Source organism: Nocardioides faecalis, from assembly GCF_018388425.1.
Taxonomy (GTDB): domain Bacteria; phylum Actinomycetota; class Actinomycetes; order Propionibacteriales; family Nocardioidaceae; genus Nocardioides; species Nocardioides faecalis.
The window spans coordinates 3,765,496-3,778,910 of the sequence record NZ_CP074406.1; the positions used below are offsets into that span (position 1 = coordinate 3,765,496).

Consider the following 13,415-nt stretch of genomic DNA (forward strand, 5'->3'; position numbering starts at 1 on the left):
ATGCGTTCATGGGATCTGACAACACGTGTTGACCGTTCAAGGATGCTCCCCGATGACGCTCACCAGCCCCAGTCCCAGTCCCAGCGCCAGTCCCAGCACGGGCCGCGACGCCGTACCAGCCGCACCGGCCGCAGCAGGCACGCCCGAGGTGCCGCCGTGGCACCCCTCGCAGCCGCACCACGAGCTCGCCGCCGACGTGCGCTGGTGGATGGGGATGCCCCTGACGTTCGGCCTGTTCGGCCGCCTCGCGCTCGACCAGGTCGCCTACCGCGAGGTCGCCGCCGCGGTGGACGCCACCGGCCGGTTCGCGGAGAACTTCACCAACCGCGGGTTGCGCAGCTACCTGTGGGGCCCGCTGCTGCTGTTCGGCGACGACGTCGACCGCCACGCGACCGCGGAGCGGTTGAAGAACCTGCACGCCGGGGTGCACGGCAAGGGCAAGGGCCACTTCTCCGGGGAGCGCTACAGCGCGCTCAACCCCGCCGTGTGGAAGTGGGTGGGCACCAGCAGCCTGCTGATCTTCTACACCGGCTACGTGACCACCTACGGCCGCGACCTCGACGACGAGCAGCGCGAGGTCGTCTACCGCACCGCGCTGCACCTCAGCGCCTCCGACCTGCCCAGCGACGCCGCCGCGGTGCCCCGCACGGTCGCCGAGATGGAGGCGTACTACGAACAGGTCGCGACCACGAAGCTCGCCGACAACGAGTTCCTGCAGTGGGCGAACCAGACGTTCGACGCGCTGCCGGTGCCCACCCTGATCGGCCCCCGCTGGCTGCACCGCCTCATCACGCCGCTGTGGCGGGCGGCGACGCCGGCGCTGAGCCGGCCGGCGCGGGTCTGCGCCGCGGGCGCCGCGCACCCGCGGATGCGCGAGCTGCTCGGCATCACCTGGACGCCGCGGCTGCAGCGCGAGCTCGACCTCTACACCGCGCTCATCCGCCTCGGTCGGCACCGGCTGCCGAAGTGGCTGCTGCTCGAGCCGCTGGCCTACAACCGGTTCCGCTACGAGCGCCTGCGGGCGCTCTACGCCAAGCCGCAGCTCACGTCGTTCGCCGCACCCGACTAACGGCCGATCGAGGCGCGGGGCGCCGTACATGAGAGGATCGCGGCCGGGGGACGGGCGCACGAACGCGCCCGCAGGCGGCGCCGAGACGGCCCCGCCCGGACCGGCCACGGGGCGAAGGGGACGACGATGAGCGATGTCGCCGCCGTCCGCTACCCCACCCCGGTCGTCGTCCGCGGCCTCGACGTCGCCGCCAAGGGCATGCTCGTCGGGCTGCTCCTGCTGGCCCTCGTCGACCCCGACGGCTCGAACCTGCGCGACAAGGCCGCCGAGGCCCGCGCGATCGGCTACCCGCTGGCGTCCTTCACCATCCCGCTGATCTGGCTGCTGGCGTGGAAGGAGCGGGCCTCCTTCCCGTGGGTCCCCGACATGCTGGTCACGCTGACCTGCTTCACCGACATCCTCGGCAACCGGATGGACCTCTACGACCAGATCGTCTGGTTCGACGACTTCATGCACTTCGCCAACACCGGCCTGCTGGCCGCGGCGGTCATCCTGCTGACGCTGCACCACACCACGCCCCGGGTGCGGCTCGTGGAGCGCGCCCTGGCGGTCGGCGCCACCGGCGCGATCGCCTGGGAGGTCGCGGAGTACTTCGCCTTCATCAACGGCCACGCCGAGCGTGCCTTCGCCTACGCCGACACCCTCAGCGACCTCGGCCTCGGCGTGGCCGGCTCCGTGTTCGCGGCGCTGGCGATCCACTCGCTGTGGCGCTTCGGCCAGCTGCGCGAGGTCGCGCCCCAGCTCGGACGCTGAGCGGTTCGGGGCGCAGCGTCACCTCGACGCTGCCTCAGCGGCCATCCCACGCCCGCACCGACGACGGCTCCGCCTTCACCCCGAGGTCACGGGCGGCAGCGGAGATCGCCCGGGCCAGCGCGATGTCGACGGTGGTCAGCGACTGCGTGTCGTGGGTGGAGACCCGGACCTCCACGACGCCGTAGCGCAGGTTCACGTCCGGGTGGTGGTCGGCCGCCTCGGCGATCCGGCCGATCTCCGCGACCAGCCGCAGCCCGGTCGCGAAGTCACGGGTGCGGAACAGCGCGTGGGCCTGCCCGGCCACGACCCGCCAGTCCCCCAGTCCTGAGGCGGAGAGGAACTCGTCACCACTCACCACGACGTACGCCATTCCCAGACGCTAGGGGGCTTGGGGCCGAACGCCAAGGGCGACGCACCGCACGAACGCACCGGTTGAGAGGATCCTCGGCGTGGGTGAGGTCTTCGAGTGCGAGATCCAGGCGCGGGTGCGCGACGTCAACCTCGGCGGGCACGTCGACAACGTGGAGGCACTGCGGGTCCTCGACGAGGCGCGGCTGCTGTTCTTCCGGTTCGCGCCCCTGCCCGGCAGCGACCGGCCCGGCCTGTTCCGTGACGTGCCGTCCGGGGTGGCCGAGCTCGTCGGCGCCCAACGCATCGACTACCACTCCGAGATGCGGTTCGTGGCCTACCAACCGTTCCTGGTGCGGATCTGGGTGAGCCACATCGGCGGCTCGTCGTTCACCGTCGGCTACGAGCTGCGCGTCGACGCCGACCACCCGCCCGCGATCGTCGCCGAGTCGACGGTCGTCTTCTGGGACACCACGGCCGGCCGCTCCTGGCCGATCTCCGAGGAGGTCCGGGCCACCCTGGCGTCGTACCTCGGGGAACCGGTGGACCTGCGGGAGCGCCCGGGCCGCTGACGGGCCGCGGCGCGGCACGTCTGTGCCGGGCCGCCCTACAGTGGGTGCGTGCCCCGTCCGATCCGCAGGCGCCGTGTCGCCGACGTGCGCGCCCTGCAGGACCGGCGCGAGGAGCTGCTCGACGCGGCGCTGCGCATCATCGACCGCGACGGCTTCGAGGCGCTGAACATCGAGACGATCGCCAAGGAGGCCGGGGTCGGCCAGCCGTTCGTCTACCGCAGCTACGACGGCTTCGGAGCGCTGCTGCTCGCCCTGATCGATCGCCAGCAACGACGCTCGATGAACCAGCTCTACGCCGCCCTCGACCTCGACGCACCCGAGCGTGACGACCTCGCCGCCGTGATGGAGCGCGCGGCACCCGCGCTGCACCGGATGGTCCTCGACGACCCCGTCCTGTGGCGGGCGATGCTGTGCCCCGGACCGCACGTGCCGGACGCGGTGCTCGACCGCATCGCCGCCGACCGCGAGCAGCTGCGCTCGGTGTTCGAGCAGCTCCTCACCGCCCGCGCCGAGAAGGAGCAGGCCGAGAGAGAAGGGGCGGGCAGGGAGACCAGCGGAGGCAGCGACGAGGACGGCGGCGCCGTGATCGACCCCGAGGTGCTCTCCCACGCCCTGGTCGCCGCCCTCGAGCAGCTCGGCAGGCTGGTGCTGGCCGACCCCGAGCGGTACGACGAGCCGCGGCTGCTGCACACCGTCCGCGTGCTCTTCGGCCGACCTGCGAGCCCCTGGTGAGCACTCCGTGAGCACGCCCGCGTCCCCGCCGACGATCGCCCGGCTCGCCACGGTCGGCGACGCCGAGCAGGTCGCGGCGCTGCTGCACGAGTTCAATGCCGAGTTCGACGCCCCCAGCCCGACCCTCGCCGACCTCTCCCGCAGGTTCACCACCCTGCTGGCCGGCGACGACGTGCTCGTCGTGCTCGCCGAGCGGGCCGTGGAGGCCGCCCCGATCGGCTTCGCCTTCCTGACGCTGCGCCCCACGCCGTACGGCGACGGGCCGCTGGCACAGCTCGAGGAGCTCTACGTGCGCCCCGACCTGCGGGGCGAGGGCACCGGCACGCTGCTGCTCGAGACCGCGCTGGCACAGGTGCGGGCGCGCAGCGGCATCGAGATGCACATCAACGTCGACGAGGTGGACGCCGACGCCCGCCGGTTCTACGAGCGGCACGGCTTCACCAACGTCGAGCCCGGCGCCGACTACCGGATGCTGAGCTACCGGCGCGAGCTCTGAGCCGGCACCGACCTCGACGGGCACCCGTTCTGCCTGTGCCCGCCGCCGCAGGGCGCGGCCTGACGCTGCGCGCATGGGCCTGGCGCGACGCCCGTTCGGGGGGAACACTGACGTGATGACCGATCCCACCCCTGGCACCTCCCCCACGAGCCCGGTGACCGGCCTCGTCGCCATCACCCTCGACACCCCGGACGCCGCTCGCCTGGCCCAGTTCTACGCCGACCTGGCCGGCGGCGAGGTCACCGGCGTCTACCCGGAGTACGGCTACGCCTCGGCCGACCTGCTCGGTGTCACGCTCAACTTCCAGGGCGTCGCCGACTACACGCCGCCGCAGTGGCCCTCCGCCGAACACCCGCAGCAGTTCCACCTGGACCTGCGGGTCGACGACCTCGACGCGGCCCTCGAGCACGCCCGTGCGCTGGGCGCCACCGTGGCGCCGACGCAGAGCGGCGAGGGGGCGTGGGTGGTGATGATCGACCCCGACGGGCACCCGTTCTGCCTGTGCCCGCCGCCGCAGGACGCACCCTGACCGGCTGAGGTCAGCCCTCCGGGACGCCCGGGACGCCCCGGGACGCCCCGGGACGCCCGGGACGCCCGGGACGCTCAGGGGCGCCGGTAGGTCAGGTGGGTGACGTGCGGCGTGCTCCGCGCCGAGACCGGCACCAGGCCGAGCACGGGCACGTCGTCGAACAGCCGGGATCCGCCGTGCGGTACCGCGCCGACGGCCAGCCCGGAGGAGTACGGCGCCACGTGCAGCCGCAGCTCGTCGATCACGCCCGCGGCGAGCGCGGCGTTGATCGTGGTGGCACCACCCGCGATCGCGACCGTGCCGTCCCCGGCCGCCGCGCGGGCCTGCTGCAGCGCGGAGTCGAGGCCGTCGGTGACGAAGTGGAACGTCGTACCGCCGGTCATCTCCAGCGGCGGACGCGGATGGTGAGTGAGCACGAAGACCGGGGCCCGGTACGGCGGCTCCTCGCCCCACCAGCCCCGCCAGGACAGGTCCCACGGCCCGCGGTCGGGGCTGAACATGTTGCGCCCCATCACGTAGGCCTTGGCCTCGAGGATGCCGGCGATCTCCTCCGGGCTCTCGTCGGCACGGTCGAACATCCACGCGTGCAACGGCGCCTGGTCCAGGTCGCCGAACGGGCGCTCCAGGCACTGACGAGGCCCGGCGCCGAAGCCGTCGAGGGTGACGCCGATGTCGGCGGTGACGCGCACGGGTGGGTCCATAAAGGTACTGACCGCCGCAGCGGTGCGGACTCATCGGCCCCACCTCGGCCCACCCCAGGTGACTCGGCGGACCACGACGGGCGACTCGGCGGACCGCGACGGGGGATTCGACGGACCACGACGGGGGATTCGACGGACCACGGGAGGGGATTCGACGGCGGGCAAGGCTCGCACGTCGGGGCCGTCACATCCGGGGGGATCGGGACCGGAACGGGAGCCGGAGGTGGGAGGATCGCGCCCGTGCTGGGCATCACCGACCTGTCGACGTACCTCATCGGCGTCGTGCTCATCGTGCTGCTGCCGGGACCGAACTCGTTGTACGTGCTGTCGGTGGCGGCGCGGCGCAGCACGCGGGCCGGGTTCGCTGCGGCAGGCGGCGTGCTGACCGGGGACGCGGTGCTGATGACGCTGTCGGCGGCCGGGGTGGCGTCGTTGCTGCAGGCCAACGACGCCGCGTTCGCGGTGGTGAAGTGGGTGGGTGCCGGCTACCTGGGGTTCCTGGCCTACGCGATGCTGCGCGGTGCGCTGGAGATGTGGCGCAGCCGCCGCGGCGTGGTGGAGACCGTCGAGCAGGTCACCGCGGAGCTGCCGGCCACCGCCGACGCCAGCGCCCAGCCCAGCGCGCGGGCCGAGCGGCCCTACCGGCGCGCGCTGCTGATCAGCCTGCTCAACCCGAAGGCGATCCTGTTCTTCGTCGCGTTCTTCGTGCAGTTCGTCGACCCCGCCTACGCGCACCCCGCGGTGTCGTTCCTGGTGCTCGGCGCGTTCGCGCAGGCATGCTCGCTGCTGTACCTGAGCGTGCTGATCTTCGCCGGCACCCGCCTGGCGGCGGCCTTCCGACGGCGCAAGGCCGTCTCGGCGGTCGCGACGTCGGCGGTGGGCGCCGTCTTCCTCGGCTTCGCGGTCAAGCTGTCGCTGTCCTCGGCGTGACGCCACGCGCCGTACGGCCCCCCACCGACCCCCGGCGGCCCCCGGCGGCCCCCGGCGGCCCCAACGGCACCGGAGCGGATCGGCAGGTCCTGTGACGCCCCCGCAGCGGGCCCACTAGGTTGGGACCGCGACATCGCGTGCGGGGGCCCGGCGTTGCACACCGCGGCAGGTGCAGCGCGCCCTGCCCGGTGTCAGTGGCACCTGACAACTGGAGCGGACATGGGGACAGCGTTGCGGCGCACCGAGCCTTCGCGACCCCGCGGGCTGCGCCGGCTCGTCGGCCGCGCCAACCTGCCCGGGCTGGTGTCCGGGCTGCTCTCCCTGGCGTTGGTCGTGGGGCTGCTGATGTTCCTGACCCAGCAGCTGCAGCCACAGCTCGCCGAGCTACGGCAGGCGCAGCGCACGATCCGCGACGCCCACGACGCGATGCTCGACCAGGAGACCGGCGTGCGCGGCTACCTCGCCAGCGGCGAGGAGGAGTTCCTCGAGCCCTACTGGACGGGCGCCGCCGAGCTGGTCGTGCACGAGCAGCGGCTCTCCGCGGCGCTCAGCGGCCAGCCCGAGCTGATCGGACTCGCCATCGCCACGATCACCGCCCAGCAGGCGTGGCAGAAGCAGTGGGCGGTGCCCGCCGCCAGCGGCGACTGGGAGTCCGTGGCAGACACCGACGACGACGGGGTGGTCACCGCCCGCGAGACGGCGGTCTACCTGCAAGCCGGCAAGAACCTGTTCGACCCCTACCGGCAGCGCGACCAGGCGCTGCAGGCCGCGGTGCGCGCCGAGATCGAGACCACCGAGAGCAAGATCGCGCGCACCCTCGGCTTCTGCGGCATCACGCTGGTCCTGCTCGCCCTCGCCTCCATCGTGCTCACGGTGCGCGCCCAGCAGCGGCTCCGGCGGCTCGTCGTGGCGCCGCTGCTGCAGGTCACCGAGCGGGTGGACCGGGTACGCCGCGGCGACTTCACCGGTGAGCCAGCGCCCGCGCCCGGTGTGATCGAGATCGGTGCGCTGGCCAGCGGCGTCGACGAGATGACCCATGCCATCGTGCAGCGCCAGGACGCCGCCGTACGGCGCACCGAGGAGCTGCGGGCCCACGGCCGGCGCCTGCAGCGGGTGCTGGACCTCAGCCGGGACCTGACCGAGTCGCTGAGCCTGCGCTACACCACCCAGCGGCTGATCTCCGCCGTCTGCGAGCTGGCGAACGCCACCCGGGTGGAGCTGTGGCTGCAGGACTCCCACGCCAAGGAGCTCGTGCTGTACCTGAGCTCGGCACCGGCCGCCGCGCGGGCCGCCGCGCGGCCCCCCACGCAGGTCGTCGACGTCGGCGTCGGCGCGGTGGGACGCGCCGCCCGCTACGGCCGGGCGCTGCCGCTGGACGAGCGGCTCAGCGTGGTCGACGAGACCACCACGGGTGTCGCGGTGCCGATGGTGGTCGGGGCCCGGGTGGTGGCCGTGGTCGAGATCGAGAACGAGCAGGGCGAGCCGCTCGACCTCAGCCTGCTCGACGGCCTGCTGCTGCAGGGCGCCTCCGCGATCCAGGCCGCCCAGCTGCACGCCGAGGTCGAGGAGATGTCGCACAAGGACGCCCTGACCGGCCTGGCGAACCGGCGCCAGTTCGACGCCGACCTGCTCGCCGAGGTGGAGCGGGCGCACCGCTACGACCGCCCGCTGGCGCTGGTGATGATCGACCTGGACCACTTCAAGAAGATCAACGACGTCTACGGCCACCAGCGCGGCGACGAGGTTCTGCAGGACGTGGCCGGGCTGCTCAGCGCCGACCTGCGCGAGATCGACGTCTGCTACCGCTACGGCGGCGAGGAGCTGTGCGTGCTGCTGCCGGAGAGCACCGCGGAGATGGCGGCGGCGGCCGCCGAGCGGATCCGGGCCCGGGTCGAGGCGAGCTTCGCGTGGGCCTCCGCCCCGCCGGTCACCCTGTCGGCGGGCGTGGCCGCGCTGCGGCCCGGCGCGGAGCCCGCGGCGCTCGTCGGCGCTGCGGACCAGGCCCTGTACGCCGCCAAGCACGCCGGCCGGAACCGGGTCGAGGTCGCGCCGGACTGACGGTCGGCTCCGTGCCTGTCCCCCCAGGGACCGGGCGCCGCGGCTCGTGGCCCCGACGCCCGGGTCCGTTCGCCGGAGCGCGGGCGTGGTGTCAGTGCATGACGACCATGTCGCTGGCGGGGGCGAGGTCCTCGCGTGAGCCGCGGATCAGGACACCGCAGATGACGGCGCCGATCAACAGGATGACGCCGGCGGCGACGAAGGTGATGCTGTAGCCGTCGGTGAACGCGGTCATCATGTCCGCGCCCTCGGCGAGCGAGTCCTCGAGGCGACCGGCGTACAGCGCGGTGAAGATCGCGATGCCGATGGAGCCGCCGATGTTGAGCGAGGCGCTGGCCAGGGCGGAGGCGACGCCGGCGTCGTGCGGGTCGACGCCGGCCAGGGCCAGGTTCTGCATCGGCACGAAGATGAGCGACAGGCCGAGGCCGAGCAGCACCAGCCCGGGCAGGATCTGGCTCCAGTAGCTGCCGTCCGGGGTGATCCGGCTGAGGTAGAACATGCCGGAGGCGCCGAGGACCGGGCCGAGCACGAGGACCACGCGCGGGCCGAGGCCGGCGAGCATCTTGGTGGAGACCGGCGCGGTCGCCATGATCACCGCGGTCATCGCGATGTTGGCGACGCCGGCCATCACCGGGCTCATCCCCAAGACGATCTGGAAGTGGAACGTCAGGTAGAGCATCGCGCCCATCATCACGGCGCCCACGACGGCCTGGATGCTGAAGGCGGCGGCCCGGACCGGGTGGAGGACGACCCGCAGCGGCAGCAGCGGGTTGCCGATCCTGGTCTGGGAGAGGACGAAGACGGCCAGGAGCACCACACCGGCGGCCAGGAAGCCGATCGTGTCGGTCTCGCCCCAGCCGTGCTCGGCACGGGCGAAGCCGTAGACCAGCGAGGCCAGTGCCAAGGTGACGGTGACGGTGCCGAAGATGTCGTAGCGGTTGCGGCCCTCGGCACGAGCCTCGACGAGGAGCTTCCAGCCGCCGAGCAGACCGATCGCGACGAAGAAGATGTTGACCAGCAGGCACCAGCGCCAGTCGGCGTACTGGGTGAGGATCCCACCGAGCAGCAGGCCGAAGGCAGCACCGGTGCCTGCGATGATGCCGAAGACCGCGAACGCGATGTCGCGCTCCTTGCCGCGAGCGAAGAGCACGGTCAGCATCGCCAGCGCGGCGGGGGCGAGCATCGCGGCGAAGGCGCCCTGCACGGCGCGGGCGGCGATCAGCTCGCCGCCGGACTGTGCCAGGCCGCCCCACACCGAGGCGGCGCCGAAGCCGACCATGCCGACCATGAAGGTGCGCTTGCGGCCCCAGTAGTCGGCGATCCGGCCACCGAGCAGCAGCAGCGCCCCGAAGGCCAGGGCGTAGGCCGTGATCACCCACTGCCGCTGGCTGTCGGCCATGCCCAGGTCGGCCTGTGCGGCGGGCAGGGCGATCGCGACGATCGTGGAGTCCAGGACGACGACCAGGTTGGTCAGGCCGAGGACGGCGAGCGCCCACCACCGGCGCGGGTCGGGTTGCTCGAGCCCCGTGGGCGGCGTGACGTGGGATGCGGGTGCGGACATGCAGGAACCTCCAGGTCTCCTGTCGAACTGGGACGCTGGAGGTTTCGAGCCTCGGACCGGCGGCACCGAGGCGCACCGACCACCCCTTCGCGACGGCGAGGGCAGGTGCCGGAGCCTACCGCCGGGGCCCGTCGTACGACGGTTCCCACGACGGTGACGTCCGCCACCTCGGTCGGCCTGTGCGGCGCTGGCTGCGTCCAGCCTGAGGGCTACGGCCGGGTCCGCTTCCCAAGCGAATTCGTCGAGGTTTCCCGGAATTGCGACAAATCCGCTTGGGAGGCGGAGGTCAGAGCGTTACGGGCGGGGCGGAGAGCAGTGGAGCGAGCAGGGTGCGGGCCAGGCCGCGGACCTGCGCCTCGTCGCGCAGGTCGAACACGACGCTGGGCGCGGCGAGGTAGCCGAGGGTGACGTGCAGGAAGACGTCGGCCAGCTGAGCGGGGTCGGCGCCGGGACCGCGGGCCAGCACCGTGGTCACCTGGGCGTGCGTACGACGCAGCAGGGTCGGGTCCTCGGAGAGCCAGCGGACCAGCACCGCGCGGCTGGCCGGGTCGCGGAAGATGACGTGCTCGGTGGCGAGCTTCATCGCCTCCGTGAAGCCCTCGACGACCTGCTCGGTGGGGTCGGTGACGGTGAGGAACACCTCGGCGAGGCGGTCCAGCAGCGCGTAGAGCTCGCGCGCGAGCGCGGCCTGGAACAGCGCGTCCTTGCCGCCGAAACGGCGGAAGAGGGTGGCGCGGTTGATCCCGGAGGCGCGGGCCACGTCGTCCATCGTGGCGACCTCGGGACCGAGCTCGCCGAGCACCTGCACGCAGGCGTCGAGGATCCGCTCATCCGTCTGCGACGCCGGCGTCGGGGGGTCCCGCCGCTCGCCGATCACCTCCAGCAGGCGCGCGAGCGACGGTCCGGGCTTGGGCATGTGCCATCTTGACATGTGCGACGGATTACACCGGAATAGTCGCATAAGGTGATGACCGCCGCGTCTCTCGGACCCGCAACCCGGCGCCCCGCTCCAGCCCCGACCCCGAGGAGTTCCCGTGACCGCCACCCCCCGGACCCTGTGCGAGGCCTTCGCCCGCACCTGTGTCGCCCACCCGGACAAGGTCGCGCTGCGCGACCACGCCGGACGGTTGGCCCTCACCTGGCGCGAGTACGCCGAGCAGGTCCAGGCGCTGGCCACGGGCCTGTCCGGCCTCGGCGTACGACGCGGGGACACCGTCGCGCTGATGATGGGCAACCGTCCCGAGTTCCACCTCGTCGACACCGCGGTCCTGCACCTGGGCGCGATCCCGTTCTCGGTCTACAACACCCTGGCCGCCGACCAGGTCACCTACGTGTTCTCCAACGCGGAGAACACCGTGGTCATCTGCGAGCCGGAGTACCTGGACAAGATCCGCACCGCCGACACCACCGGCCAGGTCAAGCACATCGTGTGCCTGGAGCCCACCGACCCGGCCGCCGTCGCGGACGTCGACCGCAGCGGCACCCTCACCCTGGCCGAGCTCGCCGCCACCCCGGACCCCGACTTCGACTTCGAGGCCAGCTGGCGCGCCGTCGAGCCGAGCGACCTGGCCACGATCATCTACACCTCCGGCACCACCGGCCCGCCGAAGGGCGTGGAGAGCACCCACGCGAACGTGATCGCGGAGTTCTCGGCCCTCGACGCCTACCTCGCGACCGGGCCGGAGGACGTGATCATCTCCTACCTGCCCGACGCGCACATCGCCAACCGCGGCGCCTGCCACTACAACAGCCTGATCCGCGGCATCGAGATCGTCACCGTGGACAACCCGAAGGCGCTGATCACCGCGCTGCCGGCGGTGCGGCCCACGGTGCACATCGCGGTCCCGGCGATCTGGTACAAGGTCAAGGCCGGGCTGGAGAACACCCTCGCCGCGGAGACCGGTCTCAAGGCGAAGCTCGCCCAGTGGGCGGTGGCCACCGGCGGCAAGGTCGCCCAGGCGCGGACCACCGGCCAGCCCGTCTCACCGCTGCTGCGGGTCCAGCACGTGGTGGCCGACAAGCTGGTGCTGAGCAAGGTCCGCGCCAAGGTCGGCCTCGACCGGATGCGGATCGCGGTCACCGGCGCCGCACCGATCTCGCCGGACGCGCTCGCCTTCATCATGGGCCTCGGCCTCGAGGTCTGCGAGATGTGGGGCATGTCGGAGACCAGCGGTGCGGTCACCGTGAACCCGCCGGGCAAGGTCAAGCTCGGCACCGTGGGCACCGTGCTGCCCGGCGGCACCGAGATCAAGCGGGCCGCCGACGGCGAGCTGCTGGTCCGCGGCCCGCTGGTCATGAAGGGCTACCGCGACGAGCCGGAGAAGACCGCCGAGGCGATCGACGCCGACGGCTGGCTGCACACCGGCGACATCGCCACGATCGACGCCGAGGGCTACGTCAAGATCGTGGACCGCAAGAAGGAGATCATCATCAACGCGGCCGGCAAGAACATGTCGCCGTCCAACATCGAGGGCGCGATCAAGGTCGCCTGCCCGCTGGTCCTCACCGCGGTCGCGATCGGCGACGACAAGCCGTACGTCAGCGCGCTGCTCACTCTCGACCCCGACGCCTGCGCCGCCTACGCCGCCGCCCACGGTCTGCCCGACGGCTCGGTCGCGGCGCTGGCCGCGGATCCCAGCGTGCAGAAGCTGCTGGAGGCCGGCATCGCCCAGGCCAACGCCAAGCTGGCCCGGGTCGAGCAGGTCAAGAAGTTCAAGGTGCTCGCCGACGTCTGGGAGCCCGGCGGCGGCGAGCTCACCCCCACGATGAAGCTGAAGCGCCGCCCGATCGCGGACAAGTACGCCGAAGCGATCGAGGAGCTCTACCGCAAGTGAGCACCGTGCCCGGCGCCGCGGCGGTCCTGCCGCGCGCCGGGCACCGTCGTACCCCGGCACCGGCCTGAGGAGGGAGCAGGCCGGTGCCGGCCACTCCCGGCGATCGGCCCGGGGATCCGGGCGCGCGACCGCGGCACCCGGGTGGCAGGCTGGAGCCATGCACGAGCACGCCGCCGCCGCCTCCGTCGACGACCCCGAGTCGCAGGCACGCGGCGAGGCGCTCGCCGCCTGGCTGGAGGGCCTCGGCCTGGCCGAGCACCTCGGTGAGGCCGGGCTGCCGACCTTCGAGCGCGACGCCGCGGGCGTCGTACGGTGGCGCGACCCGGCCACCGGCCAGCCGATGAGCGCCGAGCAGCTGGCCGCCCTGGACCACCTGCTGCACGCCGAGGGCGAGGACCCGCAGCACGCGGTGCCGCTGGCGCTGGTGCAGCTGCGCCGGCAGGCGCAGGTGCGCGCCGCGCTGCTGACCCAGCCCTGCCTCGACTACGCCGGGCTCGCCGCGATCCGTGGCGCCAGCGAGAACGCGACCCGGTTCGCGGTGCACAAGGCCGCCCAGCGCGGCGGCCTGCTGCTGGTTCCGCACGACGGCGCCACCTTGATCCCCGCCTTCCAGCTCACCGACGACGGCGAGCTGCGACCCGAGCTGGGCCCGTTGCTCGAGCCGCTGCTGAGCGCGCGGATGGACCCCTGGCGGGTGTGGGCCTGGCTCACTCAGCCGGCCGGGCTGCTCGGCGGCGCGGTGCCGCACGAGGCCGTCCGCGACCCCGAGGAGGCGCCGCTCGTGCGCCACGCCGCGGTCCGGCTCGCCGAGCGGGTCACCGCCGAGGCCTGA

At 72.9% G+C, this 13,415-nt stretch carries 14 protein-coding genes; 10 read left to right on the forward strand and 4 right to left on the reverse strand.

Annotation, left to right across the window (positions count from 1 at the left end):
* Positions 1–52 precede the first annotated feature (52 nt).
* Positions 53–1,069, forward strand: coding sequence for an oxygenase MpaB family protein (locus KG111_RS17650; protein ID WP_205291322.1), 1,017 nt, complete (start codon positions 53–55; stop codon positions 1,067–1,069).
* A 126-nt stretch (positions 1,070–1,195) separates the two neighbouring features.
* Complete coding sequence (locus KG111_RS17655) at positions 1,196–1,822, forward strand: DUF2238 domain-containing protein (protein ID WP_205291321.1); 627 nt, start codon at positions 1,196–1,198, stop codon at positions 1,820–1,822.
* Between the two features lie 34 nt (positions 1,823–1,856).
* Here KG111_RS17655 and KG111_RS17660 read toward each other — a convergent pair whose 3' ends face one another.
* On the reverse strand, positions 1,857–2,192 hold the full coding sequence (locus tag KG111_RS17660; protein WP_205291320.1) for a 4a-hydroxytetrahydrobiopterin dehydratase: 336 nt from the start codon (positions 2,190–2,192) through the stop codon (positions 1,857–1,859).
* 79 nt (positions 2,193–2,271) lie between these two features.
* Here KG111_RS17660 and KG111_RS17665 point away from each other — a divergent pair, with 79 nt between their 5' ends.
* The 4 genes from KG111_RS17665 (at position 2,272) to KG111_RS17680 (ending at position 4,499) form a co-directional block, all read left to right on the forward strand.
* Positions 2,272–2,742, forward strand: a complete 471-nt coding sequence (locus tag KG111_RS17665; protein ID WP_205291319.1) for an acyl-CoA thioesterase — start codon at positions 2,272–2,274, stop codon at positions 2,740–2,742.
* Between the two features lie 48 nt (positions 2,743–2,790).
* Positions 2,791–3,474 carry a TetR/AcrR family transcriptional regulator gene (locus tag KG111_RS17670; protein ID WP_205291318.1) on the forward strand — a complete coding sequence of 228 codons (684 nt, stop codon included), beginning with the start codon at positions 2,791–2,793 and terminating at the stop codon, positions 3,472–3,474.
* 34 nt (positions 3,475–3,508) lie between these two features.
* On the forward strand, positions 3,509–3,970 hold the full coding sequence (locus tag KG111_RS17675) for a GNAT family N-acetyltransferase (protein WP_205291369.1): 462 nt from the start codon (positions 3,509–3,511) through the stop codon (positions 3,968–3,970).
* A 115-nt stretch (positions 3,971–4,085) separates the two neighbouring features.
* The gene (locus KG111_RS17680; protein WP_205291317.1) at positions 4,086–4,499 is read left to right on the forward strand and encodes a VOC family protein; all 414 of its coding nucleotides are present in this window, start codon (positions 4,086–4,088) and stop codon (positions 4,497–4,499) included.
* A 74-nt stretch (positions 4,500–4,573) separates the two neighbouring features.
* On the opposite strand, the gene KG111_RS17685 is transcribed toward KG111_RS17680, so the two are convergent.
* Entirely contained in the window at positions 4,574–5,200 is a 627-nt protein-coding gene (locus KG111_RS17685; RefSeq protein ID WP_205291316.1) for a dihydrofolate reductase family protein, read from the reverse strand.
* Between the two features lie 240 nt (positions 5,201–5,440).
* Between KG111_RS17685 and leuE the strand changes: the two genes are divergently transcribed.
* Together leuE and KG111_RS17695 are read left to right on the forward strand one after the other, a co-directional pair.
* Positions 5,441–6,130, forward strand: coding sequence for a leucine efflux protein LeuE (gene leuE / locus KG111_RS17690; RefSeq protein ID WP_205291315.1), 690 nt, complete (start codon positions 5,441–5,443; stop codon positions 6,128–6,130).
* A 219-nt stretch (positions 6,131–6,349) separates the two neighbouring features.
* Positions 6,350–8,188, forward strand: coding sequence for a sensor domain-containing diguanylate cyclase (locus KG111_RS17695; protein ID WP_205291314.1), 1,839 nt, complete (start codon positions 6,350–6,352; stop codon positions 8,186–8,188).
* A 91-nt stretch (positions 8,189–8,279) separates the two neighbouring features.
* Here KG111_RS17695 and KG111_RS17700 read toward each other — a convergent pair whose 3' ends face one another.
* Both KG111_RS17700 and KG111_RS17705 read right to left on the reverse strand, forming a co-directional pair.
* On the reverse strand, positions 8,280–9,749 hold the full coding sequence (locus KG111_RS17700) for an MFS transporter (protein WP_205291313.1): 1,470 nt from the start codon (positions 9,747–9,749) through the stop codon (positions 8,280–8,282).
* Positions 9,750–10,035: 286 nt separating this feature from the next.
* Complete coding sequence (locus KG111_RS17705) at positions 10,036–10,665, reverse strand: TetR/AcrR family transcriptional regulator (protein WP_205291312.1); 630 nt, start codon at positions 10,663–10,665, stop codon at positions 10,036–10,038.
* A 118-nt stretch (positions 10,666–10,783) separates the two neighbouring features.
* On the opposite strand from KG111_RS17705, the gene KG111_RS17710 reads away from it, so the two are divergent.
* A complete protein-coding gene (locus KG111_RS17710; RefSeq protein ID WP_205291311.1) occupies positions 10,784–12,583 on the forward strand; it encodes an AMP-dependent synthetase/ligase in 1,800 nt (599 codons plus the stop codon).
* Positions 12,584–12,740: 157 nt separating this feature from the next.
* Positions 12,741–13,415, forward strand: coding sequence for a hypothetical protein (locus KG111_RS17715; protein ID WP_205291310.1), 675 nt, complete (start codon positions 12,741–12,743; stop codon positions 13,413–13,415).

Excerpts from the sequence above, each read along its gene's own strand:
- KG111_RS17680 (WP_205291317.1), top strand. The coding sequence starts at position 4,086 with ATGACCGATCCCACCCCTGGCACCTCCCCCACGAGCCCGGTGACCGGC.
- KG111_RS17685 (WP_205291316.1), bottom strand. The coding sequence starts at position 5,200 with ATGGACCCACCCGTGCGCGTCACCGCCGACATCGGCGTCACCCTCGAC.
- KG111_RS17655 (WP_205291321.1), top strand. The coding sequence starts at position 1,196 with ATGAGCGATGTCGCCGCCGTCCGCTACCCCACCCCGGTCGTCGTCCGC.
- KG111_RS17650 (WP_205291322.1), top strand. The coding sequence starts at position 53 with ATGACGCTCACCAGCCCCAGTCCCAGTCCCAGCGCCAGTCCCAGCACG.
- KG111_RS17705 (WP_205291312.1), bottom strand. The coding sequence starts at position 10,665 with ATGCCCAAGCCCGGACCGTCGCTCGCGCGCCTGCTGGAGGTGATCGGC.
- KG111_RS17700 (WP_205291313.1), bottom strand. The coding sequence starts at position 9,749 with ATGTCCGCACCCGCATCCCACGTCACGCCGCCCACGGGGCTCGAGCAA.
- KG111_RS17660 (WP_205291320.1), bottom strand. The coding sequence starts at position 2,192 with ATGGCGTACGTCGTGGTGAGTGGTGACGAGTTCCTCTCCGCCTCAGGA.
- KG111_RS17695 (WP_205291314.1), top strand. The coding sequence starts at position 6,350 with ATGGGGACAGCGTTGCGGCGCACCGAGCCTTCGCGACCCCGCGGGCTG.
- KG111_RS17715 (WP_205291310.1), top strand. The coding sequence starts at position 12,741 with ATGCACGAGCACGCCGCCGCCGCCTCCGTCGACGACCCCGAGTCGCAG.